The 20,321-nt window shown below is 72.6% G+C and carries 22 protein-coding genes; 7 read left to right on the top strand and 15 right to left on the bottom strand.

Features of this window, described 5'->3' with window-relative positions; genetic code table 11:
• Window positions 1-104: 104 nt before the first annotated feature.
• Window positions 105-947 (top strand): endo alpha-1,4 polygalactosaminidase, encoded by an 843-nt coding sequence (locus ACQRWP_RS01475; protein WP_430500468.1) that lies wholly within the window; start codon window positions 105-107, stop codon window positions 945-947.
• 138 nt (window positions 948-1,085) lie between these two features.
• On the opposite strand, the gene ACQRWP_RS01470 is transcribed toward ACQRWP_RS01475, so the two are convergent.
• From ACQRWP_RS01470 to rsmD, 9 genes are all read right to left on the bottom strand, one after another.
• The gene (locus tag ACQRWP_RS01470; RefSeq protein ID WP_430500467.1) at window positions 1,086-3,305 is read right to left on the bottom strand and encodes an MMPL family transporter; all 2,220 of its coding nucleotides are present in this window, start codon (window positions 3,303-3,305) and stop codon (window positions 1,086-1,088) included.
• 220 nt (window positions 3,306-3,525) lie between these two features.
• A complete protein-coding gene (gene mutM / locus ACQRWP_RS01465) occupies window positions 3,526-4,383 on the bottom strand; it encodes a bifunctional DNA-formamidopyrimidine glycosylase/DNA-(apurinic or apyrimidinic site) lyase (protein ID WP_430500466.1) in 858 nt (285 codons plus the stop codon).
• Entirely contained in the window at window positions 4,376-5,299 is a 924-nt protein-coding gene (gene rnc, locus ACQRWP_RS01460; protein WP_430500465.1) for a ribonuclease III, read from the bottom strand. Before rnc ends, mutM begins: the two co-directional genes overlap by 8 nt.
• Window positions 5,296-6,279 carry a phosphate acyltransferase gene (locus ACQRWP_RS01455; protein WP_430500464.1) on the bottom strand — a complete coding sequence of 328 codons (984 nt, stop codon included), beginning with the start codon at window positions 6,277-6,279 and terminating at the stop codon, window positions 5,296-5,298. Before ACQRWP_RS01455 ends, rnc begins: the two co-directional genes overlap by 4 nt.
• Before the next feature lie 114 nt (window positions 6,280-6,393).
• A complete protein-coding gene (rpmF, locus tag ACQRWP_RS01450) occupies window positions 6,394-6,567 on the bottom strand; it encodes a 50S ribosomal protein L32 (RefSeq protein ID WP_030335284.1) in 174 nt (57 codons plus the stop codon).
• A gap of 5 nt (window positions 6,568-6,572) precedes the next feature.
• Window positions 6,573-7,136 (bottom strand): YceD family protein, encoded by a 564-nt coding sequence (locus tag ACQRWP_RS01445; protein WP_110562455.1) that lies wholly within the window; start codon window positions 7,134-7,136, stop codon window positions 6,573-6,575.
• Window positions 7,137-7,245: 109 nt separating this feature from the next.
• The gene (locus ACQRWP_RS01440; RefSeq protein WP_430500463.1) at window positions 7,246-7,743 is read right to left on the bottom strand and encodes a hypothetical protein; all 498 of its coding nucleotides are present in this window, start codon (window positions 7,741-7,743) and stop codon (window positions 7,246-7,248) included.
• Window positions 7,744-8,002: 259 nt separating this feature from the next.
• Window positions 8,003-8,485, bottom strand: a complete 483-nt coding sequence (coaD, locus tag ACQRWP_RS01435; RefSeq protein ID WP_030335289.1) for a pantetheine-phosphate adenylyltransferase — start codon at window positions 8,483-8,485, stop codon at window positions 8,003-8,005.
• Window positions 8,482-9,045 carry a 16S rRNA (guanine(966)-N(2))-methyltransferase RsmD gene (rsmD, locus tag ACQRWP_RS01430; protein WP_425696833.1) on the bottom strand — a complete coding sequence of 188 codons (564 nt, stop codon included), beginning with the start codon at window positions 9,043-9,045 and terminating at the stop codon, window positions 8,482-8,484. Before rsmD ends, coaD begins: the two co-directional genes overlap by 4 nt.
• Window positions 9,046-9,440: 395 nt before the next feature.
• Between rsmD and ACQRWP_RS01425 the strand changes: the two genes are divergently transcribed.
• A complete protein-coding gene (locus ACQRWP_RS01425) occupies window positions 9,441-10,403 on the top strand; it encodes an LPXTG cell wall anchor domain-containing protein (protein ID WP_430500462.1) in 963 nt (320 codons plus the stop codon).
• Between the two features lie 76 nt (window positions 10,404-10,479).
• On the opposite strand, the gene recG is transcribed toward ACQRWP_RS01425, so the two are convergent.
• Together recG and ACQRWP_RS01415 are read right to left on the bottom strand one after the other, a co-directional pair.
• Complete coding sequence (recG, locus tag ACQRWP_RS01420) at window positions 10,480-12,678, bottom strand: ATP-dependent DNA helicase RecG (protein ID WP_430500461.1); 2,199 nt, start codon at window positions 12,676-12,678, stop codon at window positions 10,480-10,482.
• A complete protein-coding gene (locus ACQRWP_RS01415) occupies window positions 12,675-14,288 on the bottom strand; it encodes a DAK2 domain-containing protein (protein WP_430500460.1) in 1,614 nt (537 codons plus the stop codon). Before ACQRWP_RS01415 ends, recG begins: the two co-directional genes overlap by 4 nt.
• A gap of 287 nt (window positions 14,289-14,575) precedes the next feature.
• On the opposite strand from ACQRWP_RS01415, the gene rpmB reads away from it, so the two are divergent.
• A complete protein-coding gene (gene rpmB, locus ACQRWP_RS01410) occupies window positions 14,576-14,767 on the top strand; it encodes a 50S ribosomal protein L28 (protein WP_007456456.1) in 192 nt (63 codons plus the stop codon).
• 126 nt (window positions 14,768-14,893) lie between these two features.
• Here rpmB and ACQRWP_RS01405 read toward each other — a convergent pair whose 3' ends face one another.
• Both ACQRWP_RS01405 and ACQRWP_RS01400 read right to left on the bottom strand, forming a co-directional pair.
• A complete protein-coding gene (locus tag ACQRWP_RS01405; protein ID WP_430500459.1) occupies window positions 14,894-15,355 on the bottom strand; it encodes a GNAT family N-acetyltransferase in 462 nt (153 codons plus the stop codon).
• A 29-nt stretch (window positions 15,356-15,384) separates the two neighbouring features.
• A complete protein-coding gene (locus ACQRWP_RS01400) occupies window positions 15,385-16,374 on the bottom strand; it encodes a thiamine-phosphate kinase (protein WP_430500458.1) in 990 nt (329 codons plus the stop codon).
• Between the two features lie 96 nt (window positions 16,375-16,470).
• Here ACQRWP_RS01400 and ACQRWP_RS01395 point away from each other — a divergent pair, with 96 nt between their 5' ends.
• Together ACQRWP_RS01395 and ACQRWP_RS01390 are read left to right on the top strand one after the other, a co-directional pair.
• Window positions 16,471-16,704: an Lrp/AsnC ligand binding domain-containing protein gene (locus ACQRWP_RS01395; protein WP_030487446.1), complete on the top strand. Its 234-nt coding sequence runs from the start codon at window positions 16,471-16,473 to the stop codon at window positions 16,702-16,704.
• Between the two features lie 9 nt (window positions 16,705-16,713).
• Window positions 16,714-17,397: a DUF3515 family protein gene (locus tag ACQRWP_RS01390; protein WP_430500457.1), complete on the top strand. Its 684-nt coding sequence runs from the start codon at window positions 16,714-16,716 to the stop codon at window positions 17,395-17,397.
• Window positions 17,398-17,451: 54 nt separating this feature from the next.
• Here ACQRWP_RS01390 and ACQRWP_RS01385 read toward each other — a convergent pair whose 3' ends face one another.
• Together ACQRWP_RS01385 and ACQRWP_RS01380 are read right to left on the bottom strand one after the other, a co-directional pair.
• Window positions 17,452-18,552 carry a D-alanine--D-alanine ligase family protein gene (locus ACQRWP_RS01385; protein ID WP_112603452.1) on the bottom strand — a complete coding sequence of 367 codons (1,101 nt, stop codon included), beginning with the start codon at window positions 18,550-18,552 and terminating at the stop codon, window positions 17,452-17,454.
• Window positions 18,553-18,747: 195 nt separating this feature from the next.
• The gene (locus ACQRWP_RS01380; RefSeq protein ID WP_030335309.1) at window positions 18,748-18,966 is read right to left on the bottom strand and encodes a hypothetical protein; all 219 of its coding nucleotides are present in this window, start codon (window positions 18,964-18,966) and stop codon (window positions 18,748-18,750) included.
• A gap of 278 nt (window positions 18,967-19,244) precedes the next feature.
• Between ACQRWP_RS01380 and ACQRWP_RS01375 the strand changes: the two genes are divergently transcribed.
• Window positions 19,245-20,090, top strand: a complete 846-nt coding sequence (locus ACQRWP_RS01375) for a helix-turn-helix domain-containing protein (RefSeq protein WP_430500456.1) — start codon at window positions 19,245-19,247, stop codon at window positions 20,088-20,090.
• 5 nt (window positions 20,091-20,095) lie between these two features.
• Complete coding sequence (locus tag ACQRWP_RS01370; protein ID WP_124817266.1) at window positions 20,096-20,296, top strand: DUF397 domain-containing protein; 201 nt, start codon at window positions 20,096-20,098, stop codon at window positions 20,294-20,296.
• Window positions 20,297-20,321 lie beyond the last annotated feature (25 nt).

Below are 20,321 nucleotides of genomic sequence, written 5' to 3'. Positions count from 1 at the left end.
CCCGCCCCCGCGCTCGTTGACCCGGTGAGGTACGTCGGGCCGGAGCGTGGGGGCCGCGTACCGGTGCGGGCGGCGACCGGTCGTCCGGGACCCGGGAGCTGCCGATGCGGATCCGGCCGCGGCGACGCGTCGCCGTACGCCCACTGCGCCGCGTCCTGTCCGCCAGCGTCGCTGTCGTGCTGGTGGTGCCGGCGTACGGGTGCCGGCCCGCGCTGACCCCGCCCGGCGCGCCCACCGCGTGGCCGGCGGAACAGGCCCGGCACTGGCAGTGGCAGTGGCAGCTCAGCGGCCCGCTCGACCCGGCGGTGGACGCCCATGTCTTCCTACTCGACCCGGTGGCCACCACCGCCGCACAGACCGCCGAGCTGCGCTCCCGGGACCGCCGGTTGATCTGCCAGGTGAACGTGGGATCCGTCCGCTCCGACGACCCGGACGCCAGCCGGTTTCCGGAGATCGTTCGGGGCGCGGCCGGACGTCGACCCGACAGCCGGTGGCTGGACGTCCGGAGTTGGGACGCGCTCCGGCCGGTGCTGGCCGACCGGTTCCGGCTCTGCCGGGGCAAGGGCTTCGGCGCGGTGGCGCTCTTCGACGCCGACGGGTACGCGGCACGCACCGGCTTTGCGCTCGACTTCGACGACCAACTGCTGTTCAACCGCCGACTGGCCGAGCTGGCCCGCTCGCTGAGCCTCTCCCCCGGACTGGTCAACGACGTGCCGCAGCTCGCCGCTCTGGCCCCGGACTTCGACTTCGCGGTCAACGAGGAGTGCGTCCGGCTCGCCCAGTGCGCCAAGCTGCTGCCGTTCAGCGACGCCGGCAAGCCGGTCTTCCACGTCGAGTACACCGGCTCGACGGACGACTTCTGTGTCACCACCGTCGGCTACGGCTTCGCGTCGATCCGCAAGGACCGCACGTTGGACGCGTCCCGGGAACCCTGCCCCCTCCCCTAACCCCGCTGGACCCCGCCCCGCGATCTTGCACTTTCGGTCGCTGAATTGCCGGGGTTTGCCCGCTTTGTCGCGACAGAATCTGCAAGATCGGCGGAGCAAGGGCGGGGCGGGGGCGGGGCGGGGCGAGGGTTCGGGCGGTCAGGGCACCGGGACCAGTTCCGGGGCGGGGGCGGGCGGGTCGGTGGGCGCGGGTGCCGGGCGGGGGCGCAGGAAGCGCGGGGCCCACCAGTTGGCGTCGCCGAGCATGGTCATCAACGCCGGCAGCACCACTCCCCGGATGATCGTGGCGTCCAGCAGGATCGCCGCCGCCAGACCGATGCCGAGCTGCTTCATGTCGATCGTGCTCAGCGTGGCGAAGATCGAGAAGACCCCGACCATCACGATGGCCGCGCTGGTCACCACTCCGGCCGACGAGGTGATTCCGTACGACACGGCGTCACGGTTGGGCAGGCCGGACCGGACGCCCTCGCGGATCCGACTGACCACGAAGACGTGGTAATCCATCGAGAGGCCGAAGAGCACCACGAACAGGAACAGCGGCAGCCAGGACACGATCGCGCCCATCGACGTGAAGCCGAGCAGTCCCTGCGCCCACTCGCCCTGGAAGATCAGCACCAGCAGGCCGTACGCGGCACCGGCAGAGAGCAGGTTCAGCGCGATCGAGCTTGCCGCGATCACCACCGACCGGAAGGTGAACGTCATGACCAGGAAGGTCAGCACCAGCACGAATCCCATGACCAGCGGCAACTTGTCCCGGACGTGCTGGGCGTAGTCCTCGCTGTCGGCCACGCCCCCGCCCACCGCGTACTCGATGCCGGGAATGCCGCGCAGCTCGGCCGGGACCAGGTCCCCGCGCAGCTTCTCCAACGACTGCACCGACCGGTCGTCCCGACTGGCGTACGGGGTGGGGACGTCCAGCACCGAGACCCGCCGGTCGGCCGACACCTCGATCTTCGGGCCGTCCGCCTCGGCCGGGGCGAACAGCGGATCGCCGGCCGCCCGGGTGGACAGGCCGGTGAGGGCGGCGCGCACCCGATCGGCCTGGTCGGCGGGCGCCCGGACGGCCACCACGTGATTGGTGCCGGCGCTCGGGAAGGCGGCGGTGAGCCGGTCGTACGCCTGCATCGCCGGAGTCGTGCGGGGCAGGTCCTCCATGCCGGGGAACTTCAGCTTCATGCCGAGCGCCGGCGCGGCCAGCGCGAGCAGCAGCCCGACCGAGATGACAAGCGTCGCCACCGGCGCGCGCAGCGCGGGCCGGAGCACCGCCGGCCACAGCCGGGGCGCGCGGGGCTCGCCGTGCCGGCCGGTACGCGGCGCGGTCAGTCGCCAGAGCAGCGGCACCCGGGGCCGGTCCACCCAACGGCCGAGCCGGGCCAGCAGGGCGGGCAGGACGGTCAGTGAGCCAGTCACCGCGACGGCCACCACGAGGATCGAGCCGATGGCGAGGGACGAGAAGACCACGTCGCCGGCGAGCAGCAGCCCGGCCATCGAGATGATCACCGCGAAGCCGGAGACCACCACGGCGTGCCCGGAGGTCTCCGCGGCGATCTCCACCGCGTCCAGACCGGACCGACCCTTGGCGCGTTCCTCCCGCTCGCGACGGATGTAGAACAGCGAGTAGTCGACGCCGACCGCCATGCCGATCAGCAGGATCACCGGTGCCGTGGTGTCGGTGGCCGGCACCAGGTGCGAGGCGAGAGTGGACAGACCCATCGCGGCGGCGACCGAGGAGAGTGCCAGCAGCACCGGCACGCTCGCCGCGATCAGCGCGCCGAACGCGATGATCAGGATCGCCAGGGTGACCGGCAGACTGAGCAGCTCGGCACGCTTGAAGTCCTTGCCCAGGGTGTCGTCGAGGGCCTGACCGATCGACGGCCCGCCGACCTGCTCGACGCGCAGCCCGGGATGCGCGGCCTGCACGGTGGCGGTGGCGTCCCGCAACGGCTGCACCCGCTCCGAAGCTGTCTCCGGGTCACCCGACATGGTGATCGGCAGCAGCAGCGCCGAGCCGTCCCGCGCGGTGACCGGCTGGCCCACCCCGGCCACCCCGACGACCGTACGCAGCCGGGCCGCCGCGTCGTCGGCCGCCGCCTTCGCCGCCGCCGGGTCCAACGCGCCACCTCGGGAGGTGATGAGGACGTTGTCCACGGCCGGGTCGTCGAAGTCACCGGCGTCCACGATCAGGCTGGCCCGCCCCGCCTCGCCGATCGCCTGGTCGCCGCTGGTGGCCTCGTTGAGTCCGGCGGCGCTGCCGCCCACGAAGCACACCGCCACGAACACGGCCCACAGTGCGATCGCCCGCCACGGGTGCTCGGCGCTCCACCGCGCCAGCCGCACCGTCACCGGTTTTCTCCCCATCTCGGGTCCCCCTGTCACGTCAACCCCCTGTCAACGGTGCTGACGCTAGGTGCGTGACGAGGCGGTCACATCGGGGATCGACCCGGGCCCACCCTGGAACCACCGGACCGGGAGCGGGGGTGCGTTCCTCGGGCGTCGGCCCGCGATCCGGACGTACACCGGGGCCCATCCCGGAGCGACCCGCCGCGACCCGCCGGCAGCGCCCCGAGCCTTCTCCGGGTCATCCCCGAAGGGAACCCCGGGGCCGTGGCTGACAGTGCGGGCAGCTGTACGAGGATCGGTTCATGAACGCCTCGCGGCGGATCGGCGCGCCGCACCGACGGCACGGCTCGCCCTCGCGGCCGTAGGCGTTGAGCGCCCGGTCGAAGTAGCCACTCTCGCCGTTGACGTTCACGTAGAGGGCGTCGAAGCTGGTGCCGCCCTCGCTGATCGCCTCGGCCAGCACGTCGCGGACGTGGCCGAGCAGGCGCTGCGCGGCCGGGCCGGTCAGCGCGTCGGTGGGTCGGCCGCCGTGCAGCTTGGCGCGCCAGAGCGCCTCGTCGGCGTAGATGTTGCCCACCCCGGAGATCAGGGTCTGGTCGAGCAGTGCCCGCTTCACCTCGGTGTGCCGGCGGCGCAGCGCCGCGACGAACGCCTCGTCGGAGAACTCCGGGTCCATCGGGTCGCGGGCGATGTGCGCGATCTCGTCGGGCAACTCGGCGCCGCCCTCACTCACCGAGAGTCCGCCGAACGTGCGCTGGTCGACGAAGCGCAGCTCCGGGCCGTCGTCGCTGAACCGGAACCGGACCCGCAGGTGGGTTTCGTCCGTCGTCCCGGGTGGCTGGAGCAGCAGCTGACCCGACATACCGAGGTGCCCGACGATCGCGTCACCGCTGTCCAGTGGCAGCCACAGGTACTTGCCGCGACGGCGGGCGTCCAGCACCGTCCGGCCGGCGAGCACGTCGGCGAAGTGCACGTCGCCCGGAGCGTGCCGGCGGACCGCACGCGGATGACGAACCTCGACGGAGGTGATCCGACGGCCGACGACCCACTGGGCCACCCCCTGTCGGACGGTCTCCACCTCGGGCAGCTCAGGCACGCCGCCGACCCGTCTCGTGACCGTCGGCGCCCCCGGCCGGCAGCGCCTGCGCCAGGTGGTCGGCCTGCTCGGCCTGAGCCGCCCGCTCGGCGCGCTCCAGCGGCCCGAACGGCTCGTCCCGGTCGGCCGAGTCGTCCCGACCGATCGGCTGGTCCTGGCGGTCGTCGCCGGCCCGACCGTCCTGGCCGTCGTCGCCGTTCTGACCGTTCTGCTCGGCGAGCGTCCGCCAGGCGGCCTCGGCGGCCCGCTGCTCGGCCTCCTTCTTGCTGCGCCCCTCGGCGCCGCCGTACCGGTTGCCGGCCACCACCACCCAGGCGGTGAACGTCTTGAGGTGATCCGGGCCGGTGCCCTCGATCCGGTACTCCGGGACGCCGAGCCCGAGCGCCGCCGTCAGCTCCTGGAGGCTGGTCTTCCAGTCCAGTGCCGCCCCGCGACCGGCCGACTCGGCCATCAGCGGGTCGAAGAGCCGGTGGATGACGATCCCCGTGGTGTCCAGGCCGTACTGGAGGTAGATCGCGCCGAGCAGCGCCTCCAGCGTGTCGGCCAGGATGCTCGCCTTGTCCCGGCCCCCGGTCGTCTCCTCACCCTTGCCGAGCAGCAGGTACGCGCCGAGCCCGTCCGGGCCCAGACCGCGGGCCACGTCGGCGAGCGCACGCATGTTGACCACGCTGGCCCGCAACTTGGCCAACTGCCCCTCGGGCAGATCCGGGTGGTTGTGGAAGAGCGCCGTGGTGATCACCACGCCGAGAACCGAGTCGCCGAGGAACTCCAGCCGCTCGTTGGTGGGCAGCCCGCCGTTCTCGTACGCGTACGACCGGTGGGTCAACGCGCGCTGGAGCAGCTCGGGTTCCAGGCTCACTCCGAAGGCGGCTTCCAGGTGACCGACGGACGCCCGCCGCCGCTTGTCGTTGCTCATGTGCGTACCTCGGTGTCGGTGGAGCGGTCGGTGCGATCCGTCGCGGCGTCGCGGTCGAGCAACGCGGAGACCAGATCGGTGGCGCGCCGCCGCCACAGGTGGGCGGCGAGAGCTATGCCGGAGGCGACGTCGTCGGCGCGGGCGGACCCGTGACAGACGACCACCGTCCCCGCGACGCCCAGCAGGGCCGCCGCGCGGGGCGCGCCGCCCTGGGCAGGTGGGCCGCCGGCCATCGCGTACGCGCCCTCAATGGCCTTGAGCAGCACGTTACCGGTGAAGCCGTCGGTGACGACCACATCGGCGCGCGCGCCGAGGGCCACGTCGTACCCCTCGACCAGGCCGATGTAGCGCGCCCCGTCGGGCAGCGGTTCGACGGCGAGCAGAGGGTCGGTGGCGCGGCGGACCCGGTCGCCCTTGCCGGCCTCGGTGCCGACCGAGAGCAGCCCGACCCGTGGCGCGGCGATCGAGTGGGCCACCGCCGCGTACGCGGCGCCGAGCACGGCATGGCGGGCGAGGGTCGCCGGGCGGGGTTCCAGGGAGCCGCCGACGTCGAGCAACACGACAGGCCCCGCCACGGCGGGCAGGGTGGCGGCCAGCGCGGGTTGGCGGATCTCCGGCGAGCGGCCGAGGCCGAGCACGGCCGCGGTGACCGTGGCGCCGGTGGCGCCGGCGGAGACCAGGGCGTCGGCGGTCCCGTCCCGGACGGCGGTGACCGCGGCCCGGACGGTGCTCTCGGAGCGGGCGGCGCTGGGATGGTCGGCCATGCCGACGACATCGCGGACGGGCCGCACCGTGATCCGGGCGCGTTGCGCCGGATCGAGGGCAGCAATCAACTCGTCGGCGACCTCGGTCGGACCGACGAGAAGCAGATGCAGGTCAGGGTCGGCGCGCATGGCCCGCAGAGCGCCGTCAACCACGACGGCGGGAGCGTCGTCCCCGCCGAGGAGGTCAACGGCGATCCGCGCGGCGCCCGGCTCCACCGGAACGCCGGCCGGATTGGGCCGGCCGGCGTCGGAGGGAGCCGGAGCACCGGGCGAATGCCAGGATGCGCGCGCCGCCCGACCTGGGGTCGGGGGCGTCACTCGGCGTCCAGGTCAGACCTCGAGAACCTGGCGGCCGTTGTAGGTGCCGCAGACGGAGCAGGCGGCGTGCGGCAGCTTCGGGGACTTGCACTGCGGGCACGCAACGGTCGCGACCACGGTCGCCTTCCAGTTCGCCCGGCGGGACCGGGTGTTGCTGCGCGACATCTTGCGCTTCGGGACGGCCACGGTTCTTACTCCTCTGTAACGGTCAGTTGCGACAGGCCCGCCCAACGCGGGTCGATCTGCTGGTGACTGTGGTCGGCCGGCAGATCGTCCCAGTGCGCCCCGCATTCGGGGCACAGTCCTGGGCAGTCCTCCCGGCAGAGCGGGTTGGTCGGCAGCGTGAGCACCAACGCGTCCCGCAGCGCCGGCTCCAGGTCGATCAGATCGCCCTGCATCCGGCCCACCTCGTCCTCGTCGGTCGTGGCGTCCGTGGTGCTGTCCTCGTACGCGTACAGCTCCTGGATCGTCACGCCCATCGAGTCGTTGATCTCGCGCAGGCAACGGCCGCACTCGCCCCGGACGGGACCGGTGATGGTCCCGGAGACGAGCACGCCCTCGGACACCGACTGCAACCTCAGATCGAGGTCGAGGTCCGCGCCCTCCGGCACGCCGATCAACTCCACACCGAGGTCCGCCGGTGCCGGCACGACCCGCTGGACCTCACGCAACGCGCCAGGGCGACGCGGCAGGTCCCTCGTATCGAGGACCAGCGGCGACCTGGGGTTGAGTGTCGATGGCGAGTGCTTGGGCATAGTTAGACTCCGGCCGGTGAGAGGCCGACAAAAGAGGTTACCTGGGCGACCGCCGGACCGTCGAACCGGGGGCGACGCCCGCCTGAGAAGTCGGCTGGTGAGGTGCCGCTCAGAAGGGTAGCGGGCGTTCCGCCTCATCCCCACCGAAGGTGCCGATCTCCCGCAGCGCGTGCATCTTGTCCCGGCCGCGCTCTATCGAGGCCAGCGCCCGGGTGAGGAACTGCTCGAAGTTGGCCAGCGCGGTGTCGACGTAGTCGTCGACCTCCTCACGCAGGCGCTGCGCCTCGGCGCGGGCCTCGCCGATGATCCGGGCGCCCTCGTGCTCGGCCGACACGGTGATCTCGTTCACCGAGACCAGGCGGGCGTGTTCTGCCTCACCCTCGCTGATGATCCGGTCCGCCTCGCGCTTGCCGGCTTCCATGATCTTGTCGCGCTCCTCCAGGAGCGCGGCGGCGCGACGCAGGTCGGCGGGGAGATCGGCACGCATCTCATCGAGGGCAGCGATCATCTCACCCCGGTCGACCATGCAGTTGTTGCGCGACATCGGGACGGAGCGCGCCTGCTCCAGGATGGCGATCAGTTCGTCGATGCGATCGAGCGGGTCCACCGGCTACCTCACTCCTGTCGTTCGTCGGCCGACCTCCATGATGCGGGCTACGGCCGTTCCCCGCGCCACCAATCATGTCGTGCCCGCCCCACCGCCGCCCCACTCACCCCAACCCGGCGAGTCGCGACATAGTCACCCCCGGCTCCCACCGCGCCGATCTTGCACTTCCGGTCGCGCCAAACTGCGCCGAAAGAGGCAATCCGGGCACCATAAGTGCAAGATCGCGAGGGTGGAGGGGTGGAGGGGAGCCAGGGGCCGTTTAGCGGCGGGGGCCCAGGCGGGCCTGGAGGGCTTCGCGGACCGGGTCGGGGACGTGGGCGGAGATGTCGCCACCCCACTTGGCCACGTCCTTGACCAGGCTCGACGAGAGGAACGAGTAGAGCGGGTTGGTCGGCATGAAGAGCGTCTCGACGCCGGCCAGACCGATGTTCATCTGGGCCATCTGCAACTCGTAGTCGAAGTCGCTGACCGCCCGCAGGCCCTTGATCAGCACACTGGCCTGCTGAGCCCGGCAGAAGTCCACCAGCAGCCCTCGGAACGACTCGACCCGCACGTTGCCGTACGACGAGGTCACCTCGCGGAGCATCTCGATGCGCTCCTCGACGGTGAACAGGCCACTCTTCGACTGATTCACCAGCACTCCGACGATCACCTCATCGAAGAGCCGACTGGCCCGCCCGATGATGTCGAGGTGTCCGTTGGTGACCGGGTCGAACGAACCGGGGCACACCGCACGTCTCATGATCGGCGACCGTACCAAAGGGTGGTCTCGCCGTAACGGCGACTGCGCTCGGGGGTGATCCCGTCCACCCAGTCGAACTCCCTGGTGCGACGGGACCGCTCCACCACCACCAACGCGTCGGGCGCCAGCCAGCCGCCGTCGACCAGCGCGGCCAACAGCGCGGTGATCTCCTCGTCCGGCACCGCGTACGGCGGGTCGGCGAAGACCACGTCGTACGGCTCGCCGTCCGGCCCGGCGGCCAGCACCGTCGCCACCTTGCCGGTGACCAGACGGGCCGCCGGACCGGCACGGAGGGCCGCCACGTTCTCCCGGATCACCCGGGCCGCCCGCGGGTCGGACTCGACCAGCAACACGTGCCGGGCACCCCGGGAGAGTGCCTCCAGGCCGACCGCGCCGGAGCCGGCGTACAGGTCGGCGAAGCGGGCACCATCGAGATCGACCTCGGCCTGGACGGCACTGAACAGCGCCTCCCGGACCCGGTCCGAGGTGGGTCGGGTGCCGGCGCCGGGCGGCGCGGCGATGCGCCGGCCACCGAGGGTCCCGGCCACGATCCGGGTCACCGTTTCCTCCTGCTCATGCCCGCGACGCTACGCGATGCGGCGCGGACCCGGTCAGCACGGCGCGGATCCGGGGAGCTGGCCGGCGGCGACGACGCGGAGCACCTGAGCAGCCCCGACGGCTCGGAATCCATCGTGGAGCCCAGGCGGACGGACCGTCCCCAGTGATCGGACCGACACCTTCGGTATATCAAAGATCACGAATCGACTACATTGCCGGATGGCAATGATCTGAACTCCCCTCATTAACCGCCCATCAGTACAGTCACCCCCTGTCCCCGCTTTAGCCGCGGGAACACCACCGCGTCGCGCGACGCCTTGGTGAGCAGGTGACTCCCCGGTCACGATGTCTCCCGGCCTCCCGCCACGCGATCCGTACCCCCTCACCAGGAGCAGGCGTGAACCCTCCCAAGTCTCCGTTCCGGCGCGTCGCGGCCATCGCCGCGGGCGCGTTGATCGGCATCGCCGGCGTCGGCGTCCTCGCGAGCCCCGCGAGTGCCCACCACCCCGAGCCCTCCGGCACCTACTGCCTGACCTCCGACGGCCAGGTCAAGGTGACCTGGACGGTCGGCAACAGCGAGGACATCGAAGCGAAGATCACCAAGCTCGAGTCGACCGTCGCGGCCGACTTCACCGGCGGCCTGACGAAGGACGCCACCCTGCCGGCGAAGGGCAACGGAGTCCTCACCGGCACCCAGGCTCACCGCTTCGACACCAAGCGGCCGACGATCGAGCTGACCGTCGAGGCGCGGTGGGTGCGCTCCGACCGGATCGTGACCGAGGAGCGGACCGTCGCCGCCGAGTCGAAGGGCACCTGCGCGGCGGAGTCCACGCCCACGCCGAGCAGCCCGACGCCGACCGCCACTCCGTCGGCGACCCCCACCCCGACCCCCACTGTCGCCTCTCCGTCGCCGAGCCAGTCTCCGACCCAGACCCCGCCCCCGGCTGCCACCCCGGCTCCGGCGGAGCCGGTGGGCTCGGTCGAGTCGACCTGCGACAAGCTCACCTTCACGATCGAGAACCCCGCCGACGGTGAGACCGTCACGCTCACCCTCACCCCGAACAAGGGCGAGGTGAAGACGCTGGTCGTGAAGCCGGGCGAGACCGGTTCCGTCTCCTTCGACGCGACCGAGGGTCTGGTCGTCACGCCGGCCGCCGAGGGCCTCGACGACACCGCGCCGATCGCCTGGGAGCAGCCGGCCGACTGCGCCCCGGGTCAGGGTGGCGGTAAGGACGAGCCGGCTCTGCCGCTGACCGGTGCCGCCACCGGCGGCATCATCGCCGGCGCCGTCGTGCTGCTCGCGGCCGGTGCTGCCCTGTTCGTGGTGGCCCGTCGTCGTCGGGTTCGCTTCACCGCCTGAGACAACCCGCTCTGACACCTGAGGGCGCGTCGACCAACCGGTCGGCGCGCCCTCAGCCATGTAGTGGCCTGCGGAGTCAGCCCTTCTCCAGGTACTCCGCGCGGTCCTCGTCCACGAGTGCGGCCACCGAGGCGGCCAGCGCCGGGCTGCGGGCCAACTCCGGGTCGTCCTCGATCAGGGTGATCGCCTCGGCGCGGGCATCGCGGATCAGGTCGGCGTCGCGCCGCAGGGACAGCAACCGCAGGTGCGAGCGGTGCCCGGACTGGGTGGCACCCAGCACGTCGCCCTCGCGGCGCTGCTCCAGATCCAGTTCGGCGAGCTTGAAACCGTCGCCAGTGGACGCCACCGCGTCCAGCCGTTCCCGCGCCGACGAACCCTCGGCCGCCTCGCTGACCAGCAGGCAGAGCCCGGCGGCGGCACCCCGGCCGACCCGACCCCGCAGCTGGTGCAGCTGGGAGACGCCGAACCGGTCGGCGTCCAGCACGATCATCACGGTGGCGTTCGGCACGTCCACGCCGACCTCGATCACTGTCGTCGCCACCAGCACGTCCAGGTCACCGGCCGCGAAGGAACGCATCACCGCGTCCTTCTCGTCGGCCGGCAGGCGGCCGTGCAGCACCCCGATCCGCAGGCCGTGCAGCGGGCCCTCGGCCAGCAGCGGAGCCACCTCGGTCACCGCCAGCGGCGGCCGACGGCCGTTGTCGTCCTCGGGTGGCGGTTCCTCGTCGCTGGTCGGGCCGTCACCAATTCGCGGGCACACCACGTACGCCTGGTGGCCGGCGGTCACCTCCTCGCGCAGCCGACGCCAGGCCCGGTCCAGGTAGGCCGGCTTCTCGGCGGCCGGCACCACGTGCGAGGCGATCGGCGACCGCCCCCGGGGCAGTTGGGAGAGCGTGGAGACCTCCAGGTCGCCGTAGACGGTCATCGCCACCGTGCGCGGGATCGGGGTGGCCGTCATCACCAGCACGTGCGGCGGCTGATCGGCCTTGGCCCGCAGGGCGTCGCGCTGCTCCACGCCGAAGCGGTGCTGCTCGTCGACCACCACCAGGCCGAGGTCGGCGAAGTCGACCCCCTCGTAGAGCAGGGCGTGGGTGCCGAGCACGATGCCGGCGGCACCGCTGGCCACCTCGCCGAGCGCCCGGCGGCGGGCCGCCGCGCCCAGCGAGCCGGTGACCAGCTCGACCCGTGTGGCGTGCTCGGCGGAGCCCAGCTCACCAGCCCGCCCGAGCGGCCCGAGCAGGTCGAGCATGCCGCGGTGGTGCTGGGAGGCCAGCACCTCGGTGGGTGCCAGCAGCGCGGCCTGCCCACCCGCGTCGACCACCTGGAGCATCGCCCGCAGCGCCACCACCGTCTTGCCCGAGCCCACCTCGCCCTGCAACAGGCGGTGCATGGGGTGCGGGGCGGCCAGGTCCGCCGCGATCTCCACACCCACCTCAAGCTGACCGGCCGTCAGCTCGTACGGGAGTCGGGCGTCGAACGCTTCCAGCAGCCCGCCCGGGCGCGCCGGGCGGGGCCGGGCCGGCCAGTCGGCCGCCCGGTGCTTGCGCTGCACCAGGGTCACCTGGACGGCGAAGGCCTCGTCCCACTTGAGGCGCCGCCGCGCCTGGTGCAGCGCCTCCTTGCGGGACGGCCGGTGGATCTCGGTCAGCGCGGCGCCCAGCCCGACCAGCTTGCGGCTGGCCCGCACGGCGCTCGGCAGTGGATCGTCCGGCGGGGTGAACGTGTCCAGTACGACGCGCACGCAGCGCGCGATCACCCAGGTCGGCACGGCCGCGGCGGCCGGGTAGACCGGGATCAGCGCCCCGGCGAACTCCTCGATGTCGTCGCTGACCGCCGCCTCGCCGTCGCCACCCTCGCCGAGCAGGACGTACTCCGGGCCGTTGAGCTGCCGTTTGCCCCGGAACTCGGTGACCTTGCCGGCGAACAGGCCCCACCGGCCCGGACGCAGCTCGCGCTCGCGCCACGCCTGGTTGCCGAAGAAGGTCAACGTCAGGACCCCGCCGGAGCCGTCGCCGACGGTCACCTCCAGCAGGTTGCCTCGCCGCTGACGCATCGGGCGCACCGCGGTGCGCTGCACCTGTGCCAGCACGGTGACCTGCTCACCGACGTCCAGTGAGCGGATGTCGGTGTGTTCACCACGCTCGTCGTAGCGACGTGGAAAGTGGTAGACCAGGTCCCCCGCGGTGTGCAGGTCGAGGTGCGAGGCCAGCGCCTTGGCTGTCTTGTCCCCGACCAGCTTCTTCAGCGGAGTGTCCACCGTGGCTGGTTCGCTCATTCGATCCCTACCAGGAGCGGATAAAACGGCTGGCCGCCCGGGTACGCGTGCACCTCGACGAACGGCCAGCGTCGCGCGACGTGCGCGCGGACGGCATCGGTGAGCCCGGCCGGAGCGTCCACCCCGGCCAGCAGGGTGACCATCTCGCCGCCACCACCGAGCATCCGGTCGACCACGGCCGCGCAGGTGTCGGTGAGGTCGGTGCCGATCAGGTGCACCTCCCCCTCCACCAGCGCCAGCACGTCACCGGGACGGCACGGGCCGGCCACGGTCAGCGCCTCCCGGCTGGCATGGCAGACCTCGGCGTAACGGCAGGCGCCAGCCGCCTCGGCCATCGCGATGACGTCGTCCTCGAAACGGCGGTCACCGTCGCGGACCGCGAGGGCTGCGAGGGCCTGCACCGGCGAGCGGGTCGGCACCACGCTCACCTTTATGCCGTACCGATGTGCCTCGCGGGCGGCCGCGCTCGCCACCGCCTCGGTGTTGGCGTCGTTGGGCAGCACCACCACCCGGGCCGCGCCGGTGCTGCGGACGGCGTCCAGCAACTCGCCAGTGGACGGGTTGCCCGGCACGACGGTGGCGCCCTCCGCGGCGAACAGGTCGGCGATGCCGCCGCCGGTGGCCACCACCACCGCGGCCCGGCCGGCCACCACCGGGCCGGAGGGCGACTCCGACTGGTCGGCGAAACGGGTCACCGAGATCCGGTACGGGCGGCCGGCGGCGACGCCGGCCTCGACCGCCGCGCCCACGTCGTTGACGTGCACGTGCACGTTCCAGGTGCCTTCCGGCTCACGCCCGTCGCCGACGACGACCAGCGAGTCTCCCAGGGCGTCGAGCGCCCGCCGCAACCCGGTGACCGCCTCGGCTCGGGCGTCGAGCAGGAACTGCACCTCGTACGCGTACTCGTCGGAACCGGTCTCGCGGGCGACGGTGGCCGCCGGCCGGGCGGAGCGCGGCGCCGGCGCGGGCCGGGCGGTGCGCTCCCCGGTCAGCACCTCGACCAGGGCGTCGAGCAGCACGCAGAGCCCTCGGCCACCGGCGTCGACCACGCCCGCGCGGGCCAGCGCCGGCAGCTGTTCCGGGGTGCGGGCAAGCGCCTCGGCCGCCGCCCGGGCCGCGGCGCTGGCCACCGCCGGCAGGTCGTCGCTGTCCGTGCCCTCGGCCGCGGCGGCGGCTGCCGCGACCACGGTGAGCAGAGTGCCCTCGACCGGCCGGGAAACCGCGGTGTACGCGGCGGTGGTGCCGGAGCGCAGCGCGGCGGCCAACTCCCGGCCACGCACCGCCGGCACCCCGGCGACCTGGTCGGCGAAACCGCGCAGGATCTGCGAGAGGATCACCCCGGAGTTGCCCCGCGCGCCGAGCAGCGCGCCCTGGGCCATCAGCCGCAGCGCGTGCCCGTGCGCGGTCGGCCCGCTGTCGGGGAGAGTGTCCAGATCCATGGCGAGGGCCTGCTGTGCCGAGGTGAGGGTGAGCACCAGGTTGGTGCCGGTGTCGCCGTCGGGCACCGGATAGACGTTGAGCTGGTCGATCTCGCCCTGGTGGCGCTTCAGTGCGGCCAGCCCGCTCGCGCACCAGCGGCGGACCGCGGCGGCGTCGAGGGTGTCCAGCACGGGCAGAAGCCTACTGGCGCGCACCGACACCCGTCGGACTCGTCCGGCGTGTCCTCGCCGGCCTGGGCCGGCGCTGGCCACAGCGGGGACGAGCGCCTCCGGTACCCTTGCCGCCGGGCCGGCCCACCGCAGGGCGGACGGGCCCACGACCAGGCGTGAGCCGGGGCACGGGCGAGCGCCGGACCGGGCCGGTTGGCCGGGTCGGCGAGTCATCGGGTAACCTGACCAGGTTGCCCGGGCAGCACCTGCCGGCGACCTCATGAACGTATCAATCCCAGGAGTATCCCGTGGCTAGCGTGTGCGACGTCTGTGGCAAGGGACCGGGCTTCGGCCACAACGTGTCCCACTCGCACCGGCGGACCAACCGCCGCTGGAACCCGAACATCCAGTCGGTGCGTACCCCGGCCGGTGGCGGCAACACCAAGAAGTTGCAGGTCTGCACCTCGTGCATCAAGGCCGGCAAGGTCACCCGCGCCTGACGCGGTAGCACCCACCTTCTCGTACGGCTCAGCCGGCGGACCCTCGGGGTCCGCCGGCTCTGTCGTGTCCCCGGGGCAGACGCCGCACACCGGCCGCGCCGGGCCCGCCGGGGCTCGGCGCGCAGGTCAGAGGGTGCGGCCGAAGGAGACGCAGCCCTCCGCGTCCTTGTAGAAGCCGAAGTTCGGGATCCGCTCGTACCCGGCGGAGCCGTACATGGCGATCGCCTCGGGCTGCTTGTCGCCACATTCCAGGACCACTCGCTTGCGGCCCTGTTCGCGCGCGGAGCGCTCGACGGCCGCCAGCACCGCGCGGGCCACGCCCCGCCCCCGCGCCGCCGGAGCCGTGTACATCCGCTTCAGCTCCGCGGTGTCCGCGCCGTGGCTGCGCCAGCCACCGCAGCCGACCGGCTCGCCGGCCAGGTAGGCGACCAGGAACGCGCCATTGGGCGGCTCGAACTCGGCCGCGTCCACCGGGGTGTCGTCGCCGGTGCCGCCGTATCGGGCACCAAGGTCGGCCAGTGCGGCGTGGATCAGGTGCTGTGCCACCGGTGCGTCGAACCGCACCGCCCGGATCTCGATCTCACTCACGGTGTCCAGGGTACGGCGGCGCGCGGGCCTCACCGGAAGTGGTCCCAGCCGGCCGGGCCGTCGTAGGCGACGCCGTCCACCGTCACGCCGGCACCGTCGGTGACCAGGCCGATCGGCCGCCATTCCGGCGGCAGCGCCACCGCCGCAGGGAAGGTCGCGGCCAGCGCGTGATCGTCGCCACCGGCCAGGATCCAGGTGTACGGGTCGACGCCGAGCGCCTGCGCCGCGTCGGCCATCTGCCGGGGCACCTCGAACCCGTCGCGGCGTACGTCGATCGCCACCCCGCTGGCCGCCGAGACGTGCCCGAGGTCGGCGAGGAGCCCGTCCGACACGTCGATCATGGAGGTGGCGCCGAGCTGGGCGGCCTGCGGGCCGGCCTGGTAGGGCACCTGCGGCCGCCGGTACGCCTCGACCAACAGCCGGGGCGTACGGAAGCCCCGGGTCAGCACGGTCAGCCCGGCTGCCGCGTATCCGGTGCGCCCGGCCAGGGCGAGCACGTCCCCGGGCTGGGCACCCGAGCGCAGCACGGGCGGGCGGCCCGCCAGGTCGCCCAGCGCGGTGACCGCGACGGTCAGGGTGGGGCTGGCCGACATGTCCCCGCCGACGACGCTCGCGCCGACCGTCGCCGCCTCCGCGGAGAGCCCGTCGGCCAACTCCTCCGCCCAGGCGGTGTCCAGGTCCGCCGGCATGCAGAGCGCGACCAGCAGGGCGGTCGGCGTGGCACCCATCGCCGCGATGTCCGCCAGGTTGGCGGCTGCCGCCCGGTGCCCGACGTCGCGGGCCGAGGACCAGTCCCGCCGGAAGTGCCGCCCGTCGACCAGCACGTCGGTCGAGGCTGCCACCCGGCCGTCCGGCGCGGCCACCACCGCCGCGTCGTCGCCCGGGCCGAGCAGCGTCGTCGGCCCGTACGACAGCCGGGCGGTGATCCTCCCGATCAGCCCGAACTCCCCGATCCCGGACACGCCGAGGCCACCGCGGGCGTTCCGCCCGTGCTGCCCGGCTCCGCCGTGCTCGCTCACCGCTGCTCCTTGACGACCGATAGGGATCAGACCTGGTCCGTAAGGTAGTTTCACCCTTCGGGCCGCTCCCGGGCGGCGACGGACGGAGGTCGAGTCGTGGTACAGGCGTACATCCTCATCCAGACCGAGGTCGGCCGCGCACGTGACGTGGCGGGTCTCATCGCGGACATCCCCGGCGTGGTACGCGTCGACGCCGTCACCGGGCCGTACGACGTGGTCGTCCTCACCGAGGCGAACACCGTCGACGAACTCGGCAAACTCATCGTCAGCAAGGTGCAGATGGTGCCCGGCATCACCCGCACCCTCACGTGTTCGGTGGTGCGGCTGTAAGTGGACGAGATGACGACCTCCTCCTCGGCTCTGGACGACGACGGGGCGCGCGACGCGGCCGACCGGACGCCCGAGCCGGCTGACGGTAACCGCGAGTCGACCGATCCCGCCGCCGCCGCGCCGGCCGGCCGCGATCGGACCATGCGTGGCGCGGCCCTGCTGGCCACGTTGATCGCGCTGCCGATCACGCTGCTGGTGGCCGTGCTGGCTTTCAGCAAGCTCAGCCCGGACGCGCCGGCCGCCGCGCCGACGCCCTCCGCGACCACCGCCCGGGTGCAGTCCACCACCCCGGTGGAGATGGCAGCCCCGGCGCTGGCCGCCCGCCCGGCCACTGTCTGCCGGGCCCTGCTCTCCCAGCTTCCGGCGAGCATCCGCGACCTGGCCCAGCGGCCGGTCACCGCCGGTCCGGAGCAGAACGCCGCGTACGGCGACCCCGCGCTCACCGTGGCCTGCGGCGGCACCGAGCCGAACCTCCCCAGCACCGACGAGGTCTGGACGGTAAACCGGGTCTGCTGGCACCTGGCCGAGCAGGCCGACGCGGCGGTCCTCTCCACGGTCGACCGGGAGACGCTGATCACCGTGCGCGTCCCGCGCTCGTACGAGCAGCCGTTGCAGTGGTTGCCGACGATCTCCAGCACGATCGTGGCGAGCGTGCCCTCCGGCGGCGCCATCCCGTCCGGCTGCCAGCGCTGACGTCGAACCGGCTCCGCCCGCGCCTGCTGACCTGCGCGGGCGGGGCCGGACGGCTCAGTGCAGGCCGACGCCGCGCCGCTGGGCGGTACGGATCAGCCGGTTGACCAGCTTCGGGTACTCCAGGCCGGAGGCCGCCCACATCCGCGGGAACATCGACGTCGGGGTGAACCCGGGCATCGTGTTGATCTCGTTGAGGTAGACGTCCAGCTCGGGGGTGACGAAGAAGTCGGCCCGGGCCAGACCGGCACAGTCCAGCGCGGTGAACGCGCGGACCGCGTACTCCTGCACCTGGCGGGTCACCTTCTCCGGCAGGTTGGCCGGAATGTCGTACTCGCAGGAGTCGTCGAGGTACTTCGCCTCGAAGTCGTAGAAGTCGTGGTCGGCGACGACCCGCACCTCGGCCAGCACGGACGCCTCGGGCGCGCCCCCGGCCTCGCCCTCCAGCACACCACACTCGATCTCGCGGCCGACGATCGCGGCCTCGATGATGACCTTCGGGTCGAACTGCCGGGCGGCGGCGACGGCCGCGTCCAGCTCGGCCCAGTCGGTGACCTTGCTGACGCCGAACGACGACCCAGCCCGGGACGGCTTGACGAAGACCGGCAGGCCGAGCCGCTCCTTGTCCTGCTCGCTGAGCGTCATCCCGTTACGCAGCACGGCGTACGTGCCGACCGGGATGCCCTCGACGGCACAGAGCTTCTTGGTGAACTCCTTGTCCATGGCAGCCGCGGAGGCGAACACGTTCGCCCCGACGTAGGGGATGCCGGCCATCTCCAGCATTCCCTGGATGGTGCCGTCCTCGCCGTAGGTGCCGTGCAGCACCGGGAAGACCACGTCCACGTCGGCCAGCGCCCGGGGGCCCTCGGTCGGGTCGAGCACCATCAGGCCATTGCCGGTGGGGTCGGCGCGCAGCACGATGTCGTCGCCGGAGTCGGCGGTGATCTCCGGCAGCTGACGGGCGTTGATCGCGAGCTGGGCGGGGTCTCCGTTGGTCAGCACCCACTGGCCGGCCCGGGTGATGCCCACCGGCACCACCTCGAACTCGTCCGGGTCGAGTGCGCCGAACACGCTGCCGGCGCTGACGCAGGAGATGCCGTGCTCCGGGCTGCGGCCGCCGAAGACGATCGCCACGCGGGTCTTGCCTGGGGTGGTCACTCCGGTCACCTCTTCGTACGCGACTGCGGCTGGTCGTGCTCGCCGGTGGCGCTCACCCGGTTGACCTTACTGTGCGTGGCGACAGGGCGAGGCGATACCCGGCGAGCCACGGCACGACACGGCAATCGGCCGAGAGAGGATATACGGTGCGTGATCGGGCGGTAGCGGTGTCGCAGACCGCTGACCTGGGCCTGCTCAGTCCCGGGAGTGCCGGCGGCCGACCGCGATGACCTTCACCCGCTGCCGGCCGGCCCGCACCATGCCCAGCGCCATGAACGCTCCGGCGATGCGGTCGGCGGCCTCCCGGCTGCTGGCGCCGACGACCTGCCGGCGTCGTTCCGGCGCGACCCGCTCGTTGCGGTTGACGCCCTCGACGGGACGCACGTCAGTGAGCACCACGAGGAAGCGGGTCATCGCACGCCGCCCGAGGGTAAGGCGGGGGGCTCCGGGCGGGTTCGCACGTCGTCTCCTTCCGGCAGGCCGGGGTGGAGGGGCGGCACGCGACGATCGGGTACGGGGGAGAAACCCGATCGCCGCGCGCCCCATCCCCTCCGGTCGCTCACCACCACCGTCGCCACGACAACCGGCGGTGAGGACGCCATAACAGATTGACACGTGTACAGCCGTGAATGCAACTCTCATCGACGTTCTCTCATGCAGACGTTCCCGCAAATGTGTGCGACCATCGATGCATGGCTCCGAAGACCGCCCGTGCCCGCCGGCTCGGCATCGCCCTGCGCCACCACCGGGAAGCCGCCGGGCTGACGCTGGAGACCGCGGCGGATGAGATCAACAGCACCCGCAGCACGCTCTCCCGGTACGAGAACGCCCAGACCCTGATCAGCCCGGCCACCGTGCGCGCCCTGCTCACGTCGTACGGGGTGGGTGCCGAGGAGGTGGCTGCGGCGGTGCAGCTCGCCAAGGACGCCCGCAAGCCCGGCTGGTGGGTGTCGTACTCCTACCTGCTGGATCCGCGCACCATCGACTTCATCGCGCTGGAGGCCGAAGCGACCGCCATCGCCAACTTCGAGCCCTCGGTGGTGCCCGGCCTGTTGCAGACCGCTGACTACATCCGTGGCGTGATGCGCGGCGGGCCGCACACCCTCGGCGACGACCTGGTGGAGCAGCGGGTCAAGATCCGGCTCGACCGACAACAGCGGCTCACCGCCGACCAGCCGCCCATCCTCGACGCGATCATCGACGAGGGCGCGCTGCTACGGCCGGTCGGTGACCAGTCGGTGATGAACGGGCAACTACGGCACCTGGTCAAGATGGCCGAGTTGCCGAACATCAGCGTCCAGGTGATCCCGCTCTCCGCCGGCTACCACCGCGGCACCCGGGGTTCCCTGCACATCCTCGAGTTCGCCGACCCGGAGGACCCGATCATCGCGTCGGTGGAGACCGTCGCGGGTCAGATGATCCTCGACCGCGCCGGCGAGACGCGTACCTGCACCAAGATCATGGAGCATCTCCGAAGCGTGGCGCTCAGCCCGGCGGACAGCCGCGAGATGCTCCTATCAGTCCTGAAGGGACGGTAGGACCGATGACACCGATGATCACAGCGGCCTTGGCCGCGGCGCCGTGGCGCAAGAGCAGCCGCAGCGGCGACGAAGGCGCCTGCGTGGAGGTGGCCGCGATCCCGCGGCTCGTGGCAGTCCGCGACTCCAAGGACCCGGCCGGCCCGGCCCTGCTGTTCCCAACGGCGGCCTGGGCCGCCTTCGCCCAGGCACCACCGCAGCGCTGACCAGAAGTGCCATGCCGGTGCGGGC

The sequence above is a fragment of the Micromonospora trifolii genome (assembly GCF_050516465.1).
Classification (GTDB): Bacteria; Actinomycetota; Actinomycetes; order Mycobacteriales; family Micromonosporaceae; genus Micromonospora; species Micromonospora trifolii.
Note: the sequence above shows the minus strand (reverse complement) of the source record. Positions and strands in the feature narration are given on the sequence as shown.